16 protein-coding genes are annotated in these 19,421 nt (G+C 66.2%); 11 read left to right on the forward strand and 5 right to left on the reverse strand.

The window, feature by feature from the left end:
- Nucleotides 1-54 precede the first annotated feature (54 nt).
- The 5 genes from LRC39_RS09735 (at nt 55) to LRC39_RS09755 (ending at nt 6,013) form a co-directional block, all read left to right on the forward strand.
- On the forward strand, nt 55-519 hold the full coding sequence (locus LRC39_RS09735; RefSeq protein WP_107343885.1) for an RT0821/Lpp0805 family surface protein: 465 nt from the start codon (nt 55-57) through the stop codon (nt 517-519).
- A 225-nt stretch (nt 520-744) separates the two neighbouring features.
- Complete coding sequence (locus LRC39_RS09740; RefSeq protein WP_346297112.1) at nt 745-2,148, forward strand: hypothetical protein; 1,404 nt, start codon at nt 745-747, stop codon at nt 2,146-2,148.
- Nucleotides 2,149-2,310: 162 nt separating this feature from the next.
- A complete protein-coding gene (gene ccmI / locus LRC39_RS09745) occupies nt 2,311-3,417 on the forward strand; it encodes a c-type cytochrome biogenesis protein CcmI (RefSeq protein WP_107355115.1) in 1,107 nt (368 codons plus the stop codon).
- A 113-nt stretch (nt 3,418-3,530) separates the two neighbouring features.
- A complete protein-coding gene (ccmE, locus tag LRC39_RS09750) occupies nt 3,531-4,034 on the forward strand; it encodes a cytochrome c maturation protein CcmE (RefSeq protein WP_346297113.1) in 504 nt (167 codons plus the stop codon).
- The gene (locus LRC39_RS09755; protein WP_346297114.1) at nt 4,031-6,013 is read left to right on the forward strand and encodes a heme lyase CcmF/NrfE family subunit; all 1,983 of its coding nucleotides are present in this window, start codon (nt 4,031-4,033) and stop codon (nt 6,011-6,013) included. Before ccmE ends, LRC39_RS09755 begins: the two co-directional genes overlap by 4 nt.
- Before the next feature lies 1 nt (nt 6,014).
- Here the strand turns inward: LRC39_RS09755 and LRC39_RS09760 are convergent, their stop codons facing one another.
- Both LRC39_RS09760 and LRC39_RS09765 read right to left on the reverse strand, forming a co-directional pair.
- Complete coding sequence (locus LRC39_RS09760; protein ID WP_346297115.1) at nt 6,015-6,491, reverse strand: helix-turn-helix transcriptional regulator; 477 nt, start codon at nt 6,489-6,491, stop codon at nt 6,015-6,017.
- 9 nt (nt 6,492-6,500) lie between these two features.
- On the reverse strand, nt 6,501-6,743 hold the full coding sequence (locus LRC39_RS09765; RefSeq protein WP_107343890.1) for a type II toxin-antitoxin system RelE family toxin: 243 nt from the start codon (nt 6,741-6,743) through the stop codon (nt 6,501-6,503).
- Nucleotides 6,744-6,879: 136 nt separating this feature from the next.
- Here LRC39_RS09765 and LRC39_RS09770 point away from each other — a divergent pair, with 136 nt between their 5' ends.
- Nucleotides 6,880-7,344 carry a cytochrome c-type biogenesis protein gene (locus tag LRC39_RS09770; RefSeq protein ID WP_346297116.1) on the forward strand — a complete coding sequence of 155 codons (465 nt, stop codon included), beginning with the start codon at nt 6,880-6,882 and terminating at the stop codon, nt 7,342-7,344.
- 115 nt (nt 7,345-7,459) lie between these two features.
- Here the strand turns inward: LRC39_RS09770 and LRC39_RS09775 are convergent, their stop codons facing one another.
- The 3 genes from LRC39_RS09775 to LRC39_RS09785 form a co-directional block, all read right to left on the reverse strand.
- Nucleotides 7,460-8,482, reverse strand: a complete 1,023-nt coding sequence (locus LRC39_RS09775) for a formamidase (protein WP_164634673.1) — start codon at nt 8,480-8,482, stop codon at nt 7,460-7,462.
- A gap of 404 nt (nt 8,483-8,886) precedes the next feature.
- Entirely contained in the window at nt 8,887-9,375 is a 489-nt protein-coding gene (locus LRC39_RS09780; RefSeq protein ID WP_107355121.1) for a ferritin-like domain-containing protein, read from the reverse strand.
- A gap of 53 nt (nt 9,376-9,428) precedes the next feature.
- On the reverse strand, nt 9,429-10,337 hold the full coding sequence (locus tag LRC39_RS09785) for a ferritin family protein (protein ID WP_107355122.1): 909 nt from the start codon (nt 10,335-10,337) through the stop codon (nt 9,429-9,431).
- Nucleotides 10,338-10,704: 367 nt separating this feature from the next.
- Here LRC39_RS09785 and LRC39_RS09790 point away from each other — a divergent pair, with 367 nt between their 5' ends.
- The 5 genes from LRC39_RS09790 (at nt 10,705) to LRC39_RS09815 (ending at nt 19,412) form a co-directional block, all read left to right on the forward strand.
- Complete coding sequence (locus LRC39_RS09790; RefSeq protein ID WP_164634671.1) at nt 10,705-12,276, forward strand: Do family serine endopeptidase; 1,572 nt, start codon at nt 10,705-10,707, stop codon at nt 12,274-12,276.
- Between the two features lie 276 nt (nt 12,277-12,552).
- Complete coding sequence (locus LRC39_RS09795; RefSeq protein WP_107346534.1) at nt 12,553-13,233, forward strand: response regulator transcription factor; 681 nt, start codon at nt 12,553-12,555, stop codon at nt 13,231-13,233.
- Nucleotides 13,234-13,596: 363 nt separating this feature from the next.
- Nucleotides 13,597-14,766, forward strand: coding sequence for a methyl-accepting chemotaxis protein (locus LRC39_RS09805; protein ID WP_413776056.1), 1,170 nt, complete (start codon nt 13,597-13,599; stop codon nt 14,764-14,766).
- Between the two features lie 228 nt (nt 14,767-14,994).
- Nucleotides 14,995-16,443, forward strand: a complete 1,449-nt coding sequence (locus LRC39_RS09810) for a sensor histidine kinase (protein ID WP_346297117.1) — start codon at nt 14,995-14,997, stop codon at nt 16,441-16,443.
- The gene (locus LRC39_RS09815; protein ID WP_346297118.1) at nt 16,440-19,412 is read left to right on the forward strand and encodes a bifunctional [glutamine synthetase] adenylyltransferase/[glutamine synthetase]-adenylyl-L-tyrosine phosphorylase; all 2,973 of its coding nucleotides are present in this window, start codon (nt 16,440-16,442) and stop codon (nt 19,410-19,412) included. Before LRC39_RS09810 ends, LRC39_RS09815 begins: the two co-directional genes overlap by 4 nt.
- Nucleotides 19,413-19,421: the final 9 nt, after the last annotated feature.

The raw sequence follows: 19,421 nt of genomic DNA on the forward strand, positions 1-19,421 counted from the left end.
GTTTTCCTTAACGGTTATGGATGTAGGCTGTTGGCCTTCGGGGAGCCGTTGGGGATGACCATGACGTCTTGGGGGGTGAAGCCGCTGTTGCTGCTCGCCGGCGCGCTAGCGCTGGCCGGGTGCGATCGCACGTCCGGGCTGGTGGCCCGGGTGGATTCCTTCACCAGCACCGCGACCTCGGATTTCGGCCGCAATGACGGCAGCGCCGCGGTCGATGCCGCCGCGATGGGCGGCCTGATCGGGCCGAAGATCGGCGCGCTGCTCAATGCCGAAGACCGCCGGCTGGCCTATGCGGCCGAGCTGGAGGCGCTCGATCGCGGCGAATCCGGCGCGCCGGTGGCTTGGAAGAACGCGTCCTCAGGCCGCTATGGCAACATCGTGCCCGGTCCGGTCTATATGAAGCAGGGCTCGACCTGCCGCGGCTATTCGCACGCAGTGACGATCGGCCAGCAGATCGAGATTTCCCGCGGCACCGCCTGCCGCGCCAATGACGGCGCGCCCTGGACCGCGCAAAGCTAGCCCCTGCGTCCGCCGGTTGACGTGCTGGAAAACGAAAATTTCCAGCACCTTATCTGCATGAGCGGCAGTGTCAGAAGAGTGTGAATCCAGCGTTCGACGCGGTCACCTCAACCCCTTCTTAACATCGCCGTGGCTATCTCTGGAGGGTAGCGCCGTGGCGTGAACGGCACCGTGCGAGCGGTGCGCAATTCCACGCGTGCCGACAGCCTGCAAACCATTGGGCGCATGAGCCAGACACCCACCGAACGGCTGAGAGATTATCTCTCCCAGCTCCCGCCGCAGTCCCAAGCGCTGCTGATGCGGGAATTCGAGCGCGCGCTCGAACGGGGCGAGGATGTCGCGGTCGCCAGCTTCGTGCTGGAGGAGTTGCGCAAGATCGTTCGCGGCTCCGAGGACGACAACAAGCCTCGCTCCGAGGATCCGGCCCGGCTGATGTTCCGGGTGCTGGAACCGTTCCTGATCGATCCCAAGGAAACGCCGCGGCCCGGCCAGCTCCGGCGCTCGTCGCTGACCTCGGTCTGGCAGTGGCTGGAGCGCGAGGGCATTCCGGATCAGATCCGCGAATTCGAAGCCGGGCTGATCGGCCTGCGCGGCGCGCCGGCGTCGCAGGTCGAGCAACTGGTCCGCAAGCTGCAGCAGGCCGCCGCCGCTGCGATCGACAAGCTGATCAACCCCGAGGCGGGCGTCGACCGCCAGCGCACGATGTCACGTGTCGGCCCGCCGTCGGCGGTCGAAGATCTGGCGCCGATCGGTGCGGTGCTGAAGAACCGCGACGCCATCGACACCTTCAACGGCAAGCTCTCCAGCAACCTGCGGGTGTTCGGCGAGAGCCAGGTCAATTCGATGATCGCGGCGCTCAACGTGCCGGCACTGCAGACGCCGATCCTGCTGCCGTTCGCGCTGACGCTGATCCTCAACCACCTCAACCAGCCGTGGCAGATCGTCCGGTTGGCCATCAAGGTCGCGGGCTCCGACGACGAGATCAAAGTCGCCGCCACGCCTTACGGCGTCGCCGTCACCATGGCGATTCAGGATCTGGCGCGGCTCACCGCCGATCTGCGCGAGGAAATCCGCCGCGGCCACTACGGCAACGTCGCCGAGAATCTCAAAGTGATTCACGACGGCATTCGCGGTCTGCGCACCGAGCTCGACATCCGCAGCGACTCGTCGTGGGGCAAGCAGCTTGCCGCGATCCGGGTCGACATCTCAAACGCGGTGAAGTCGGAGATCGAGAGCGTGCCGGGCAGGGTGCGCCGGCTGCTGCGCCAGCGTCCCGACAAGGACATCGCCAGCGGCGCCAGGCTCGACCAGCTCGAGGTCGACGAGACTGCCGCGCTGATCGATTTCGTCGCGGTGTGCCGCACCTATGCCAGCGAACTGGCGATCAACGAAGTGACGCAGCGGACCTATTCCGAGCTGCAGCAATATGTCGAGAAATCCACCGACGCGCTGGTGCAGTCGCTGCGCGGATCCGATGCGCGGGTGAAGCCGTTCCGGCATCAGCAGGCGCAGGCCGCGGTCCGGTTCTGCGAATTGCTGTTCAGCCACGACTATGCCTCGCTGATGAGTCGCGCGGTCGAAAACGCCATGGTTGTAGTGGAACGCAAGCCGGCGGCGCGGGCGGGCTGAACTCCCCTTTGATTCAAATCAAGTTTCGTCCCCTGCGGCGCCTTATCCGGTGCCGCAAATGTCAATTGCGGCTATCGTCCGACCATGGTGTAACCCGCCCGGATTTTCGACCTGCCGGGCCGGTGCCGCGGCTCCATAGTCTTCACCCGGAACCTCGCTCGAATGGCGCTTTGGTTTGTGTTCGCGATGATGACGGCCGTGGCGGTGTTCGCCGTGCTGTGGCCGCTCGGGCGTAGCGTCAAGGCGCAGCGCGATGGCAGCGAGGCGGCGGTCTACAAGGACCAGCTTGCCGAGGTCGACCGCGACGCCGCGATCGGGCTGATCGGCCCGTCCGAAGCCTCCGCCGCCAAGGTCGAGATCGGCCGCCGGCTGCTCGCCAGCGCCGAGGCCGAACGCTCGACGCCGACCACCACCCGCCGCGGCCTGCGCCGCATGGTCGCGGTGGTGGCGCTGATCGGACTGCCGGTGCTCGCGATCGCGGTGTATTTGCCGCTCGGCTCGCCGATGCTGCCGGACGAACCGCTGGCCGCGCGTGCCAAGGCGCCGCCGAGTTCGCAGCCGCTCGACAATCTGGTGGCGCAGGTCGAGGCGCATCTGGAAAAGAACCCGACCGATGGCCGCGGCTGGACCGTGCTGGCACCGGTGCTGGCCAAGACCGGCCGGTTCGACGATGCGGCGCGCGCCTATCGCAATTCGATTACTTACGCCGGCGAGACCGCCGACCGCCGCGCCGATCTCGGCGAGGTGCTGACCTCGGCGGCGGGCGGCGTTGTCACTGCCGATGCCAAGACCGAGTTCGAACGTGCGGTCGCGCTCAATCCGGATGAAGCCAAGGCGCGCTACTTCCTCGGCCTTGCGGCCGAGCAGGATGGCCGCCCGAAGGACGCCGCGACGATCTGGCGCGCGATGCTGGAGAAGGGGCCGGCCGACGCGCCGTGGCGGCCGATGCTGCAGACCGAGCTCGCCCGCGTCGACGGCACCGCCAAGCAGCCGGCACTGCCGGAAGGCGCGGCCGCTGCCGTGCAGAACATGAGCGAAGCCGAGCGCGCCGCGATGATCCAGGGCATGGTCGCCAAGCTCGCAGCGCGGCTGAAGCAGAACAGCGACGATGTCGACGGCTGGCTGCGGCTGGTGCGCGCCTATATGGTGCTCGGCGACACCGACAAGGCCAAGAGCGCGCAGACCGAAGCGCGCCAGGCGGTCGCCGACAAGCCCGACCGGCTGAAGCAGCTCAACGACGGCCTCAAGGGCCTCGGGCTCGACGGCTGACGATTGCAGCACGAACGATGTGGTTTCGACATCTTCGTCAGACAAACACCTCGAGCGACGCCGCGAAGCGTCGCTTGTGAACATCCGGTAGAGGACGCCGAGGCGAACGAACCATGACGCGTAAACAGCGGCGGTTGTTGATGATCGGGGGCGCGGGCGTGGTGCTCGTGATTGCGGTGGGCCTGGTGCTCAATGCGCTGCGCGACTCGATCGTGTTCTTCTCGACGCCGAAGATGGTCGCCGAACAGCATATCGAGGCCGGCCGACGGTTCCGGCTCGGCGGCGTGGTCGAGCCCGGCTCGCTGCAGCGTGGCGAGCAACTGAAGGTGTCGTTCAAGGTCACCGACGGCAGTGCCACCCTGCCGGTCGCCTACAAGGGAATCCTGCCGGACCTGTTCCGCGAAGGGCAGGGCGTGATCGCCGAAGGCTCGCTCGACAAGGCCGGCGTGTTCGAAGCCGACACCGTGCTCGCCAAGCACGACGAGAAGTACATGCCGAAGGAAGTCGCCGACGCCTTGAAGAAGGACGGCCACTGGAAGGACGACTACGGCAAGAAGTCGCCCGGTGAGACCACCGCCGGCCAGACCTCGGCGAATGCGGCGGAGGGCGGCAAATGATCGCCGAGGCCGGGCACTACGCACTGGTTCTGGCGCTGGCCCTGGCGCTGATTCAGTCCACCGTTCCGCTGCTCGGCGCCCGGCTCAATGACGGCGCGCTGATGAACGTGGCGCGCTCGACCGCGCTGGTGCAGCTGTTGTTCGCCGGCCTGTCGTTCACAGCGCTGGTGTGGCTGCACGTCACCTCCGACTTCTCGGTGGTGAACGTCTACGAGAACTCCCACTCGATGAAGCCGCTGCTCTACAAGATCACCGGCGTGTGGGGGAACCACGAAGGCTCGATGCTGCTGTGGGTGGCGATCCTGGCGCTGTTCGGCGGCCTGGTCGCTGCGTTCGGCAACAACCTGCCGCTGTCGCTCCGCGCCCACGTACTGGCGGTGCAGGGCTGGGTCGCAACCGCGTTCTATCTGTTCATCCTGATTACCTCGAACCCGTTCGCGCGGATCGCCAATGCGCCGGCCGAAGGCCGCGACCTCAATCCGGTGCTGCAGGATATCGGCCTCGCAGTGCATCCGCCGATGCTGTACCTCGGCTATGTCGGGTTCTCGATCTCGTTCTCGTTCGCCGCCGCGGCGCTGATGGAAGGCCGGCTCGACGCCGCCTGGGCGCGCTGGGTGCGGCCGTGGACGCTGATCGCCTGGATCTTCCTGACCCTCGGCATCGCGATGGGCTCGTATTGGGCCTACTACGAACTCGGCTGGGGCGGCTGGTGGTTCTGGGACCCGGTCGAAAACGCCTCGCTGATGCCGTGGCTCGCCGGCACCGCGCTGCTGCATTCGGCGCTGGTGATGGAGAAGCGCAACGCGCTGAAGGTCTGGACCATCCTGCTGTCGATCCTGACCTTCTCGCTGTCGCTGCTCGGCACCTTCCTGGTCCGCTCCGGCGTGCTCACCTCGGTGCACGCCTTCGCCACCGATCCGTCGCGCGGCGTGTTCATCCTGATCATCCTGTGCGTGTTCATCGGCGGCAGCCTGACGCTGTTCGCCTGGCGCGCCTCGTCGCTGAAGCAGGGCGGGCTGTTCGCGCCGATCTCGCGCGAAGGCTCGCTGGTGCTGAACAATCTGTTCCTCACCACCGCCTGCGCCACCGTGTTCGTCGGCACGCTGTATCCGCTGGCGCTGGAAGTGCTGACCGGCGACAAGATCTCGGTCGGCGCGCCGTTCTTCAATCTCACCTTCGGCCCGCTGATGGTGCCGCTGCTGGTCGCAGTGCCATTTGGTCCGCTGCTGGCCTGGAAGCGCGGCGATCTGATCGGCGCCGCGCAGCGGCTGATCGCCGCCGGCGTGGTGGCGCTGCTGGCGGTCGCCTTCGTGTACGCCTGGGTCCATGGTGGCGCGGTGCTGGCGCCGCTGGCGATCGGGCTCGCCGTGTTCGTGATCGTCGGCGCGCTGGTCGATATCGCCGAGCGCATCGCGCTGTTCCGCGGTCCGCTGTCGATCTCGCTGCGCCGCGCGTCCGGCCTGCCGCGCTCGGCCTGGGGCACGATGTTCGCGCATGCGGCGCTCGGCGTGACGCTGATCGGCATCGTCTGCGAGAGCACCTGGAACAGCGAATACATCGCGGCGATGAAGCCGGGCGACAGCACCAAGCTCGCCGGCTACGAGTTCAAGTTCGAAGGCGCCAACCAGCGCCCGGGCCCGAACTACCGCGAATTGCTGACCCAGTTCACCGTCACCGAAAACGGCCGGCTGATCGGCGGCATGGCGCCGTCGAAGCGCAGCTTCATCACCCGCGGCTCGTCGACCACCGAGGCGGCGCTGCTGACCCGTGGCTTCAGCCAGCTCTACGTCTCGCTCGGCGACATCAACGAGCAGGGCGCAGTGACGGTGCGGATCTATCACAAGCCGATGGTGCTGCTGATCTGGTTCGGCCCGATCCTGATGGCGCTCGGCGGCCTGCTGTCGCTGTCCGATCGCCGCCTGCGGGTCGGCGCGCCGAAGCCCGCCAAGGCGCCGCGCGTGCTGCAGCCGGCCGAGTAGGCTATTCGTGACCTCGGCTTCGCCGCGTCTCCGTGACGGCCTTCCTCTGTGTCGCAACGCGCTGCGGGTCGGCCTCCTGCATCGAAACTGCGATTGACGAGAGCAGATCGAACGGGACGCCGAGGCTGGCTGCGATCTTGCGATGCAGTTCGAACGGCCCTTTGCGCTTGCCGGTTTCGAGGTCGGACAGATAGTTCTGAGTGATCCCGACACCTTCGGCTGTGGCGAGCTCAGTCTGAGTCAACCCACGGAACTGACGCAGCACACGGATCGGGTTTTCGCCGGAAGCCAATCGCTCGACGACTTCGATTGGCAGCATCGGTGCACCATCGGCGACGTCGCGCTTCGCTTGGGCGACCAACCGCGCGGTGCCGGAGTCCTCGAGGCTTTCGCGCTCGATCTCCTTGAGGCGTTCGTACTCCGCGCGCGGCAGGATCGCCACTTCGCCTTCCGCCGTCGACTTGAATTTGACTTTCATCGATCCCTCTCAATCGTAGATCTCGCGTCGGTGACCGACTGCGGCGATTACGATCTGTTCGTCGTCCTCGTAGAAGATCACCCGCCAATCACCGACCCGAAGTCGGGCGCCGGCTTGGCCCTTGAGCTTTTTGATATCGCCCTGGCCTGAAGCCGCGAAAACGTCGAGTTTGGCGCGTATCCGTAGCCGAACTTGCGGAGCAAGCTTCAGCCATTGGCGCGTCGCTGTTGGCGTAAACGCAATGGGACGCATGCATCAATATCGCACAATGCGATATTGATGTCCAGTCCTGGTCCGATTGCCGCGAGGCTCGAAATTCTGGTAGATCCTTGCGGCCGAACCGGTGGAGTTTGATGTGAGGTTCCTGCGCACCTTTTCCCTATCCCTGATGATATTGGCATACGCCGCGCCGCTGGCGCATGCGGTGCAGCCCGACGAGGTGATGGCCGATCCCGCGAAGGAAGCGCGTGCGAGAGAGTTGTCGCGCGAGCTGCGCTGCATGGTGTGCCAGAACCAGTCGATCGACGATTCCGACGCGACGCTCGCCAAGGATCTGCGGCTGCTGGTGCGCGAGCGGATCGCGGCCGGCGACAGCAACAAGCAGGTGATCGATTATCTGGTGTCGCGCTACGGCGAGTTCGTGCTGCTGAAGCCGCGGTTTGAGACCCACACGCTGCTGCTGTGGCTGCTGCCGCCGCTGGTATTGGTCGCCGGCGGCCTCGGCTTGTGGCTGCACATCCGCCGCCGCGGCCGCGACGCCGCCCGCGCCACTGACGCCCCCAAGCCGCTCAGCGCCGACGAGCAGGCGCGACTGGACAAGCTGCTGGCCGAGGGCGCGGATCAAGCGCGCTAACCTTTCAGCAGAGTGGCGAAGTGTTGGAGGGCGGTCCGGCATTCAAGCCCCCTCACTCAAGGACCCGGTCGCCGTGGCGGCCGGGTCTCCCTTGAGATGACGAGATCGGTGGGAGCTACTCCGCCGCGATCGCTTTCGGCATCGGACCGAGCTTGACGCCGTCCGGATAATACTTCCAGCCGTCACGGACCTTGATCTTGTCGTCCCAGGGAAGCTTGTAGTTGCCCTCGGCGAGATCACGTACCCAGGTCAGGTAGTTCGCCTTCTCGCCGCCGGGCTTGCCGACATAGGCGCGGCAGCCGAGGTTGAAGATGTTGTTCTCCAGCGCCCAGTTCTCGCGCGCCTTGTCGACCAGGCGGGGGAACAGCTCGGCGGTGACGATCTCCCAGGGATTGCGGTGGCCCTGCTGGATGACGTTGCCGTCGTAATTGCACACCGTACCTTCCCCGAAGTAATAGAACACGCCGTCGTAGCCGGCCAGGTTGACCGACATGGTGTACATCAGGTTCTGCCAGGCGTTGGTCCGGTTGGTCCAGATCCACTGATCGTTGACCTGGGTGGAATAGCCGGAGATCCGGATGTAGACGTTGGCGCCCTTGTAGGCGGCCTCGCGCGCCAGCTCCGGGAACATGCCGTCGTGGCAGATGCAGACCGCCAGCTTGGCGCCCTTCGGGCCGTCGCACACCGGCATGCCGTAATTGCCCGGCGACCACGGCTCGATCGGCACCCACGGCTGCAGCTTGCGATAATGCAGCGCCAGTTCGCCGTCGGCGTTGATGATGATCGCGGTGTTGAACGGCGGCAGCGATGGATCGTCGTTGCGCTCCATCAGCGAGAACACGCCCCAGACCTTGTTGCGCTTGCACGCCGCCTTGAAGGCGCCGATCTCCGGCGAATCCACCGTCAGCAGCATCTCGTCATAGGTCCAGATCGCGGTGTTGAGACCCTGAGTCGAATATTCGGGGAACACGATCAGATCGAGATCGGGGTAGCCGGCTTTGGTGGTGTCGACCGCGCGGCAGATCTGCTTGACCTGAGTTTGAATATCCTCCGGCCCGCTGACCACCGGCACGGGATATTGGATCATCGCAACGAGCAGGGCTTCGTCCCACGCGCTTACGCTTCCGGTACTTGCCATAACTTGGCTCCATGTAACGTTAGAACGTCAGGTCTATGGAACCGCAGCGGTCGGTGGCGAATACGCTGTTCTACGTAACGGGCTTCGTAATCTTGAGCAGAGACGATCGGATAATGCTTTCAGTCCGTGTCGGTTACCGCTTCCGTCATGGAACGGATCTGACAGGCGGTGGTAATTGGCGAGATCGAAGATCGTGGCAGGATCGGGATTGGCCAGCCATCGCTCCAGCACGGTGATAACGCGGTCGCGGATCATCGATGCGAGCATGCCGACGATTGCGATCTGCTGGCCACGACCGTTGCACCGTGTCATGCGATCAGATCGCAGCAAATGGCGGCGAGGCCGTCGTCGGCCTCGCGCAGTTCGATCGGCTGGCAGTCGGCGGGGCTGGGAGCCGCCGCGGCTTAGAACGGCGTAATCTCCATCGGCAGCGGCTTGCCGGCTTTGTGCAGCGCGATCCAGCGGTGCAGTTCGGCGACGTGACCGCTTTCCTCGGCGACGAATTCCTTCGCCAGCATCTTGATCTCGGGATTGTCGGTGGTGTCGAGCACGTTCTTGTACCAGTCGAACGCGCCGGTCTCGGCTTCCAGCGCGATCTGCAGCGCGAGGTCGCGGCCGATGAACGGGTCGGTGCCCCAGATCGCGGCGGCTTCCGGGCTTTCCAGGCCCGGCCATTGGAAGTCGCCGGGCTCCATCTGCGGGATGTCGCGGAAGCCGGCGCGCGCCTGCGCGTCGGCCTGATGCATCCGCGAGTAGTCCGCGAGCTGGCGGAACAGCTTCGATACTTCCTTGTTGCCGCAACTATCCATCGCGTCCGCGAGCTGACCGAACCGCAGCGCGGCTTCCTGCTCGAGCTTGATCGAATGCGCCAGAAACTCTTCGACTGTTTCCATCGTCGTCTCTCCTTGTTCGGCCGTCGCCGGAGTGGCGACGGCCGTCGCTGTCGTCAGGCGTTCTCCGCAGCCTTGGAGGCGTGCTTGAGCGACCATTCCTCCTGGGTGATCCAGGCCTCGAGAATGCGGACGTGCTCGGCTTCTTCGTTGACGAATTCCTTGGCCGCCGCGGCGACCTCGGGCGACTTGGTGGTGGCTTCGACCGCGCGATAAAACTCGTAGCCGCGGCGCTCGCCCTGCAGCGCCGCCTTCAGCGCGCCGAGCCGGGTGAGGGTGGTGTCGGAGGCCCACACCGCGGCGCGTTCCGGCGTCGCGTGGTCGGGCCAGGCGTAGTCCGGCGGCACGTTCTTGCTGAGGTCGACGCTGCCGGCGCGCGACTTCACTTCCGCTAGGTGCAGCCGCGAGAAGTCGGCAAGCTGCGCGAACAGCTTCGCCACCGGGGCGTTGCCGGCATCCGCCATCGCCTTGGCGAGGCTGTCGTAGTGCAGCGCGGCGTCTTCCTCGACCTTGGCGGCGTAGCTGAAGAATTCCTGCGGCGTGTTGATCTCCATGCCGCCCTTGTAGTGCGCGGCGGCCGGTGTCACGGCGAGGCGCTGCGGCTTGGTCTTGTCGCCCTCGAACCGCACCAGGATGTCTTCGTTGCGGACGAAGCACTGGCAGGCGAGGCGATAGCGCGGCGGGATGTCGTTGACTTCGGCGTTGGCGATCTCGTCCTTGGTGATCTTGCCGAGCTGGCGCAGCACTTCCTTTTCCTTCTCGGTCAGCGCCACCGCCGACTTCGCTTTCGGATTGAAGTGCTCGACCTGCACCAGGCAGGAGCCGCATTCGCCGTCCTGGCAATCGAATGGAATCGGAATGTTGTGCGATTTCGCAACCGCCAGAATGGTCCCGCGATCGCCCGCCACCGCATACACGGTGACGTCCTTCGCCATGACCGGGGATGAGAAGGTAATGTTCGCCACGTCGCACTCTCCTGTCGTCAGGGTTGATCGACGCCTTGCCGGCGCCCTCCGGCAGCGCCTTGGCAAGAACCAGGCCAGCAGTGATCACTAAGTAATTCAGTTAGTTGCAGCGCCTGGGCGGTCGTCGGCTGCGACCAAAGGCGGATCGGATTCCCGACACGAATGTACGAACGGCGACAATTCTGCGGGCCGGGGCAGGGCGGGTAAGCGACCATCCGTCGCGCCCCGCGGCGGCCGAATACCGCCAAAATTACAAAAGTTTAATTCCCTCGCCAGACCGCCGTAAGGCTCCAGCCCCCATCTTCCGAAGCAACGGTGCTGATCAGTCCGCACCTTCCGTTTCAACTGGTCTTCGGAGCCTCACGCAATGCACGATCGTCGTCCCGTCCTGTCCACGCAGTCTTCGCACCGGCCGCTGTCGAGGTCGCTGCTGTCGGCGCGCAAATTTGCGCTGATGGCCTCGGTCGTCGCCGGTCTCGGCGCGGGCGCTGTCGGGCTCGGCCATGGTCCGTTCGATCTGATCGCCACCCCGGCGCATGCGCAGCAGGTCGGCGCCAACGTCCAGCCGTCGCAGCAGCCGGTCGGTTTCGCCGACATCGTCGACAAGGTGAAGCCGTCGGTGATCTCGGTGAAGGTCAACATCGCCGACAAGATGGCCAAGAACGAAGACCGCGAAGACTTCTCGCTGCCGCCGGGCTCGCCGATGGAGCGCTTCTTCCGCCGGTTCGGCGGTGAGATGCCCCCCGGCCTGCGCGGCCATCGCGGCGGCGGCATGATCACCGGCCAGGGCTCGGGCTTCTTCATCTCGGCCGACGGCTACGCGGTGACCAACAATCACGTCGTCGAAGGCGCCGACAAGGTCGAAGTCACCACCGACGACGGCAAGACTCACAAGGCCAAGGTGATCGGCACCGATCCGCGCACCGACTTGGCGCTGATCAAGGTCGAAGGCGCGTCCAACTTCCCGTACGCCAAGCTGTCGGAAGGCAAGCCGCGGATCGGCGACTGGGTGCTGGCGGTCGGCAATCCGTTCGGCCTCGGCGGCACCGTCACGGCCGGCATCGTCTCGGCGATGGGCCGCGACATCGGCAACGGTCCGTACGACGATTTCATCCAGATCGACGCGCCGGTGAACAAGGGCAACTCCGGTGGCCCGGCGTTCAACACCGCGGGCGAGGTGGTCGGCGTCAACACCGCGATCTACTCTCCGTCGGGCGGCAGCATCGGCATCGCGTTCTCGATCCCGGCCAACACCGTCAAGGCGGTGGTCGAGCAGCTCAAGGATCGCGGCACGGTGAGCCGCGGCTGGATCGGCGTGCAGGTGCAGCCGGTGACCCCGGAGATCGCCGACAGCCTCGGCCTGAAGAAGGCGGAAGGCGCGCTGGTCGCCGAGCCGCAGTCGAACGGCCCCGCCGCCAAGGCCGGCATCGAGTCCGGCGACGTGATCACCGCGGTCGATGGCACCTCGGTGAAGGACGCTCGCGAGCTCGCCCGGACCATCGGTGCGTTCGCGCCGGGGCATTCGGTGAAACTCACCGTGTTCCACAAGGGCAAGGAGCGTGAGCTGACGCTGACGCTCGGCGAACTGCCGAACAAGATCGAAGCCAGCAACAACACCGACCGCGGCGATCGCGGCGGCGCCAACCAGGGCCTCGACCTGCCCAAGCTCGGCCTGACGCTGGCGCCGGCCAGCTCGGTCGCCGGTGCCGGCAAGGACGGCGTGGTGGTCACCGACGTCGACCCGAAGGGCGCCGCGGCCGATCGCGGGTTCAAGGAAGGCGACGTGATCCTCGAGGTCGCCGGCAAGAACGTGTCGAGCCCGGCGGATGTCCGCGACGTGCTCGCCACCGCGAAGACCGAGAACAAGAACAGCGTGCTGGTCCGGGTCCGCAGCGGAGGCGCCTCGCGCTTCGTCGCCATCCCGATCGCCAAGGGCTGATCGCCCGCGCTGAGAAATTGGAGAGTGTCGCCGGCAATCGTCGCCCCCAGCCGACGGCGCTGTCCCGGGGACGGGTCGCAACCCCGCTCGTCCCCGCCTTACACCTTCCGGAAGGAGTTCAGCCCCCCTCCGTCGGAAGGTCTAGGCGGGCGGTGGAGTCCCCCAGCTCCATCGCCCGTTCCCCCCTTGGGGCCCGATCGAGCCGCCTTGCAAGGAGGCTGAAGCCGCGTCATGTTGCATCAGAGCCCGCAGAGTTTGAACAAATCCGACAGCAATATGCGTCTGTTGATCATCGAGGACGACCGCGAATCCGCCGACTATCTCGTCAAGGCGTTTCGCGAGGTCGGCCACATCGCCGACCTCGCCAGCGACGGCGAAGAGGGCCTGGCGATGGCGGAGAGCGGCGACTACGACGTGCTGGTGGTCGATCGCATGCTGCCGAAGCGCGACGGCCTGTCGGTGATCGGCAGCCTGCGTGACAAAGGCAACCGCACGCCGGTGCTGATCCTGTCCGCGCTCGGCCAGGTCGACGACCGCATCAAGGGCTTGCGTGCCGGCGGCGACGACTATCTGCCGAAGCCCTACGCCTTTGCCGAACTGCTGGCGCGCGTCGAGGTGCTGTCGCGCCGTCACGGCGGCCCGGCGGAAGAAACCAGCTACCGGGTTGCCGATCTCGAACTCGACCGGCTGTCGCATCGCGTCACCCGCGGCGGCGAGGAACTGACGCTGCAGCCGCGCGAATTCAGGCTGCTCGAATATCTGATGAAGCACGCCGGGCAGGTGGTGACCCGCACCATGCTGCTGGAGAACGTCTGGGACTATCACTTCGATCCGCAGACCAACGTCATCGACGTCCACATCTCCCGGCTGCGCGCCAAGATCGACAAGGGCTTCGATCACCCGCTGCTGCACACCATCCGCGGCGCCGGCTACATGATCCGCGACGGGCTGCGCTGAGCCTCGCTCTGCGCCTCGTCGCGCCGGCGGCGAGGCTCTCCGACAAGACCAAACAGATGCCCGACGGCCGCGCAGACACCCAGTCTGACGCCGTCTGCGTAGCGCTGCTCAGCGGTGGCGATTGGCTGCAGAAGCACTACCCCCGTAGTGTTTCTGGGTATCTAAATACAGCGCACCCATCGTTTCTTAACTTTCACATGCGAACGTCCTGCAAACTCACTGCTAATCAGGGATGTGAAAAGCCGCATGTTGATGGGACGCCAGAAGAAACAGGAGCTGCTGCAGAAGGCCGAATGGCTCGACACCCTGTCGCTTCATTGCGGCATCGGATTGTGGGACGCGATCCTGCACGAAGGCGATGCGATGCATCCCAAGGCGCGGTGGACTTGGTCGTCCGAATTCCGCCGGCTGTGCGGCTACAGCTCCGAAGCCGAATTCCCGAACGTCGTGCAGTCCTGGTCGGACCGCTTGCATCCGGACGATGTCGCGCCGACCTTCGCGGCCTTCACCCAGACCTGCCAGACCGGAATCGGTTACGACGTCAAGTATCGCCTCAAGGTCAAGGACGGCAGCTATCGCTGGTTCCGCGCCACCGGCGGTGTGGTGCTCGACGAGAACCGCAAGCCGCGGCGCGCCTGCGGCTCGCTGGTCGACATCGACGACCTGGTGAAGGCGGAAAATCAGAAGCGCGACTCGATCCATCAGCTCGCCAGCGATTTCGAAAGCGCGATCGGCAAGATCGTCAGGACGGTGTCGACTGCGTCGGCCGATCTCGAAAGCTCGGCGCGCCAGCTCGCCACCACGGCCGACACTTCGCAGCATCTCGCCAGCAACGTCGCGGCCGCGTCCGAGGAAGCGACCTGCAACGTGCAGTCGGTCGCGTCGGCGACCGATCAGTTGTCGTCGTCGATCCGTGAGATCAGCCAGCAGGTGCAGGAATCGGCGCGGATCGCCGGTGACGCCGTCGGCCAGGCGCGCAACACCACCGAGCGCGTCAGCGAACTGTCGAAGGCCGCGACGCGGATCGGCGACGTCGTCGAACTGATCAACACCATCGCCGGCCAGACCAATCTGCTGGCCCTGAACGCGACGATCGAGGCCGCGCGCGCCGGTGAAGCCGGTCGCGGCTTCTCGGTGGTTGCGGCCGAAGTGAAGGCGCTGGCCGAGCAGACCGCGAAGGCCACCGGCGAGATCGGCCAGCAGATCAGCCGCATCCAGTCCGCGACGCAGGAATCGGTCGGCGCGATCAGCGAGATCAGCGGCACCATCGAGAAGCTGTCGGAAATCTCCGCGCACATCGCGTCCGCGGTGGAAGAGCAGGGCGCGGCGACGCAGGAGATCTCGCGCAACATTCAGCAGACTGCGCAGGGCACCGAGCGCGTCTCCGCCACCATCCTGGACGTCAAGCGCGGCGCGGTCGAAACCGGCTCGTCGTCGACGCAGCTATTGTCGTCGGCGCAGTCGCTGTCGCAGGAGAGCGGCCGGCTCGAAGACGAAGTGAGCCGCTTCCTCCGCACCGTGCGCGCTTCATAGCCTCAACTCGCCGCTTGCTGCGGCGAGCTGTGCTATTCCAGCTATCACTCACACCGAGGCGTCGCCTGTCCAAGGGCGGCGCCTCGGCTTTTGCTGTGTCCGGCTCTTCGAACGCTGCAGGCGTAGCAATCCGCTACTTGAACGATTTGTCACTTTGGATTCAGAGCCGAAGTGTCTAATTTGCCGGCATGAAAGCCCTTCAAGAGCATCGCCGCCGGGACGTGATCCGTGACCGCCTTCGGTAAACTGATCCGAACCACCGCGTTTCGGCTGACGCTGGTCTATCTGTTTCTGTTCGGGCTGTTTGCGGCCTCGCTGGTGGCGTACTTCGCCTGGACCACGCGCAAGCTGATCACCGATCAGATCACCACCACGGTCGACGCCGAGATCGCCGAGATCAACGACATCTACGGCCGACGCGGTCTGCGCGGCGTGGTGTTCACGCTCGAAAACCGCGCGCTGCGGCCCGGCGCCAATCTCTATCTCGTCACCACGCCCGCCGGGCAGGCGGTCGCCGGCAATGTCGGCGCGCTGGCGCCGGGGGTGATGAGCAAGCTCGGCTGGAGCGAGACGTTCTATCGCCGGCTCGACGATCAGGAGCGCTCCGATCATCGCGCGCTGGTGCGGGTCACCGAGCTGTCGAGCGGCTTTCGCCTGCTGGTCGGCCGCGACCTCGAGGAGCGGCGGCGGCTGAACAAAGTGGTGCGCTCGGCGGCGCAATGGTCGGTGCTGATCGTCGTCGTGCTCGGCCTCGGCGGCGGCGTGTTCGCCGCGCGCCGCGTGCTGCGACGGATCGATGCGATGACCGGCACCACGCAGCGGATCATGGCGGGCGACCTGTCGGGCCGGTTGCCGGTCGGGCGCAGCGGCGACGAGCTCGACCGTCTGGCGGAAAATCTCAACGCGATGCTGGAGCGGATCGAAGCCCTGATGTCGGGGATGAAGGAAGTCTCCGACAACATCGCGCACGATTTGAAGACGCCGCTGACGCGGCTGCGCAACCGCGCCGAGGAGGCGCTGGCGCGGGCTTCCAGTGAGTCCGACTATCGCGTCGCGCTGGAACGCACGATCGAGGAGTCCGACGGCCTGATCCGCACCTTCAACGCGCTGTTGATGATCGCGCGCGCCGAAGCCGGTTATGCCAGCGGTGACATGAGCGATTTCGACGCCGCCGAGATCGCGCGCGACATCCACGAATTGTACGAGCCGCTGGCGGAAGACAACGAGCTCAGCCTGGAGGTCGAGGCTCTGGCCGCGCCGGTCCGCGGCAATCGCGAATTGATCAGCCAGGCGCTCGCCAATCTGGTCGAGAACGCGATCAAATACGGCAGGCCGCAGCCGCCAGCGGATGGCAGCGCCGGGGCCACCGCCGCCACGGTGCTGATCGAGGCGCGGCGCGACGGCGATCAGGTGCTGCTCAGCGTCACCGACCATGGCATCGGCATTCCGGAAGGCGACCGCAAGCACGCGATCGAGCGCTTCGTCCGCCTCGAGGCCAGCCGTACGCTGCCGGGCTCCGGACTCGGCCTCAGCCTCGCTTCGGCGGTGGCGCGGTTGCACGGCGGCGAACTGCGACTCGCCGACGCGGACCCGGGTTTGCGCGCCACGCTTGCAATTCCGGCCCGCACGGGCGAAGGACAGGCCTCCGCAACAACTCTCGAACCGGCGCCGGCATGATTTTTTCCGCGATCACCGCGGACCTCGACAACACCGCTTTGGCCGCGCGCTTCGGCGCCGGACCGCGCCTGTACGATCCCGTACTGGCGGCGGAGCGTTGGGCTGGCTGGCTGGGCGATCTGGCGCCTGAACAGGCCGATGCGATCGCGGCCCTCGGCAACGCGTTCCCCGACTTGCAGACTGCGCTGCAATCGATCGCCGAGGCCTCGCCGTATCTGTTCGATCTGATCCGGGCCGATCCGGTGCGGCTGCAGCGGGTGCTGCGCGGCGCTCCGGAACAGCGGCTCGCCAAGCTGCTCGAAGACGCCGAGACGTTGGTCGCCGCGGCGTCGGCCGAGGACGAGGTGATGGCGGTGCTGCGCCGGCTGAAGGCCGAGGCGGCGCTGTTGATTGCGCTGTGCGATATCGGCGGGATCTGGCCGGTGATGCAGGTCACGCAGGCACTCACCGATCTGGCCGGCCGCTCGGTGCAGATGGCGCTGCGCTTCCTGCTGCGCCAGGAGGCCGGCCGCGGCCGGATCGTGCCGCCCAATCCCGATTGCCCGGAGCAGGGCTCGGGCCTGATCGTGCTGGCGATGGGCAAGATGGGCGCCGGCGAACTGAACTATTCGAGCGACATCGACCTGATCGTGTTCTACGAGCTCGATGCGCCGACGCTCGCGCCCGACATCGAACCGCAGCCGTTCTTCGTGCGCGTCACCCAGGGTCTCAGCCGGATTCTGCAGCAGCGCCGCGGTGACGGCTACGTGTTCCGCGTCGACCTGCGGCTGCGGCCCGATCCGGCGTCGACGCCGGTGGCGCTCTCGACCGTGTCGGCGCTCAATTACTACGAACGCGAAGGCCGCACCTGGGAACGCGCCGCGATGATCAAGGCCCGGCCCTGCGCCGGCGACCTTGTCGCCGGCGACGCGCTGCTGTCGGAGATCGCGCCGTTCGTCTGGCGCAAGCATCTCGACTTCGCCGCGCTGTCCGACGTCCACGACATGAAGCGGCAGATGCAGACCTATCGCGGCCAGACCGAGATCGCGGTCGAAGGCCACAACGTCAAGGTCGGCCGCGGCGGCATCCGCGAGATCGAGTTCTTCGCCCAGACCCAGCAACTGATCGCCGGCGGCCGCCATCCCGAACTCCGCGTGCGGCCAACGCTGGAGGCGCTGGAGATTCTGGCGGCGCGCAACTGGATCACCTGGCAGGCGCGCGACGAGTTGACCGAAGCGTATCTGTTCCTGCGCAAGGTCGAGCACCGCGTGCAGATGATCGCCGACGAGCAGACCCACGCGCTGCCCGACAGCGTCGAGGCGATCGAACGGTTTTCGCGTTTCCTCGGCTACGACAGCCGCGACTCGTTTGCGCGCGATCTGCTCGGCTATCTCGAACGGGTGCAGGGCCATTACGCCAAGCTGTTCGAAGGCGATCCGACCGGCACCGCCAAGCTGCCGCCGGTCGATTACGGTGCCGGCCCCGAAGACACGCGGCTGCTCGATCACCTGCTGTCGCTCGGCTACAAGAAGCCGCTGATGATCGCCACCACGCTGCAGCAGTGGATGACCGGCGGCTATCGCGTGCTCAAGGTCGAGACCACGCAGCGTGCATTCCGCGAATTCGTGCCGGCGCTGATCGAGGAGCTGGCGCGCGCCGAACAGCCGGACGATGCCGTCAATGCGTTCGATCGCCTGCTACAGGCGCTGCATCGCGGCGGCCGGCTGATTTCGCTGCTGAGCCAGAACCGCGAACTCTTGACGCTGGTGGCGCTGGTGCTCGGTGCTGCGCCGCGGCTCGGTGACATGCTGGCACGGCAGCCGCAGATTCTCGACGGGCTGATCGATCCGCGGTTTTTCGGCGCCATGCCGGATCAGACCGAACTGTCCGCCCGGCTGGCGGTGACGCTGGCGGATGCGGGCTCGTACGAAGAGTTTCTCGATCGGCTGCGGTTGTTTGGACAGGAGAGCCTGTTCCTGATCGGCACGCGGATTCTGTCCGGCACCGTTCCGACGCAGCAGGCGGCGGTGGCATTCGCCGACGTTGCCGAAGGCATCGTCGGCACGGTGCATGGCCTCGTCAGCGAGCAGTTCGCCTCGACCTACGGCCGGGTCAAAGGCCAGCAGACCGCGATCCTGGCGATGGGCAAGCTCGGCAGCCGCGAGATGACGGCGTCGTCCGATCTCGACCTGATCCTGATCTATGATTTCGACGACGATCAGCCCGACAGCGACGGCGAACGCTCGCTGCACGGCGCGCAGTATTTCGCGCGGTTCACCCAGCGGCTGATCTCGGCGTTCACGACGCGGACCAATTACGGCGTGCTGTACGACGTCGACATGCGGCTGCGGCCGTCGGGCCGCGCCGGCCCGGTGGCGTCGCGGCTCGATGCGTTCGCCGCCTATCAGGAACAGGAAGCCTGGACCTGGGAGCATCTGGCGCTAACCCGCGCGCGGGTGATCTCGGCCGCGCCGGAGTTTCGCAGCAGGATCGAGCAGGTGATCCGTGCGGTGCTGACGCGGCCGCGCGACGCCGCGATCATCGCCAACGACGTCGCCGAGATGCGCCGCGCGATCGCGCAGGAGAAGGGCGAGGACGACGTCTGGGATCTGAAATATGCCGCCGGCGGCATGGTCGATATCGACTTCATCGCGCAGTATCTGCAGCTCGTGCATGCGTACGAGGCCCCCGACATCCTGCACGTCAACACGCTGTCGGCTCTCGACAATGCCACCCGGCTCGGCTTTCTGGCGCAGGCCGATGCCGAAGTGCTGCGGCCCGCGGCCCGGCTGTATCAGAACCTGACGCAGATCCTGCGGCTGTGCGTCAGCGAGAAGTTCAACCCGGATACGGCCGGCGATGATCTGTTGCGGGTGATGGTGCGCGCCGGCGACGCCCCGGACTTCTCGTCGTTGCAGGCGCGGGTGAAAGAGACCCAGTCCGACGTGCGCGCGATCTTCAACCGCCTGATCGGCGGCGAGGACGCTTAAGGCGCAGTT

This window comes from Rhodopseudomonas sp. P1 (assembly GCF_039642825.1).
Taxonomy (GTDB): domain Bacteria; phylum Pseudomonadota; class Alphaproteobacteria; order Rhizobiales; family Xanthobacteraceae; genus Rhodopseudomonas; species Rhodopseudomonas palustris_H.

Excerpts from the sequence above, each read along its gene's own strand:
- LRC39_RS09760 (WP_346297115.1), bottom strand. The coding sequence starts at position 6,491 with ATGAAAGTCAAATTCAAGTCGACGGCGGAAGGCGAAGTGGCGATCCTG.
- LRC39_RS09780 (WP_107355121.1), bottom strand. The coding sequence starts at position 9,375 with ATGGAAACAGTCGAAGAGTTTCTGGCGCATTCGATCAAGCTCGAGCAG.
- LRC39_RS09770 (WP_346297116.1), top strand. The coding sequence starts at position 6,880 with ATGATATTGGCATACGCCGCGCCGCTGGCGCATGCGGTGCAGCCCGAC.
- LRC39_RS09755 (WP_346297114.1), top strand. The coding sequence starts at position 4,031 with ATGATCGCCGAGGCCGGGCACTACGCACTGGTTCTGGCGCTGGCCCTG.
- LRC39_RS09805 (WP_413776056.1), top strand. The coding sequence starts at position 13,597 with ATGCATCCCAAGGCGCGGTGGACTTGGTCGTCCGAATTCCGCCGGCTG.
- LRC39_RS09735 (WP_107343885.1), top strand. The coding sequence starts at position 55 with ATGACCATGACGTCTTGGGGGGTGAAGCCGCTGTTGCTGCTCGCCGGC.
- LRC39_RS09775 (WP_164634673.1), bottom strand. The coding sequence starts at position 8,482 with ATGGCAAGTACCGGAAGCGTAAGCGCGTGGGACGAAGCCCTGCTCGTT.
- LRC39_RS09815 (WP_346297118.1), top strand. The coding sequence starts at position 16,440 with ATGATTTTTTCCGCGATCACCGCGGACCTCGACAACACCGCTTTGGCC.
- ccmE (WP_346297113.1), top strand. The coding sequence starts at position 3,531 with ATGACGCGTAAACAGCGGCGGTTGTTGATGATCGGGGGCGCGGGCGTG.
- LRC39_RS09765 (WP_107343890.1), bottom strand. The coding sequence starts at position 6,743 with ATGCGTCCCATTGCGTTTACGCCAACAGCGACGCGCCAATGGCTGAAG.
- ccmI (WP_107355115.1), top strand. The coding sequence starts at position 2,311 with ATGGCGCTTTGGTTTGTGTTCGCGATGATGACGGCCGTGGCGGTGTTC.
- LRC39_RS09790 (WP_164634671.1), top strand. The coding sequence starts at position 10,705 with ATGCACGATCGTCGTCCCGTCCTGTCCACGCAGTCTTCGCACCGGCCG.
- LRC39_RS09795 (WP_107346534.1), top strand. The coding sequence starts at position 12,553 with ATGCGTCTGTTGATCATCGAGGACGACCGCGAATCCGCCGACTATCTC.
- LRC39_RS09740 (WP_346297112.1), top strand. The coding sequence starts at position 745 with ATGAGCCAGACACCCACCGAACGGCTGAGAGATTATCTCTCCCAGCTC.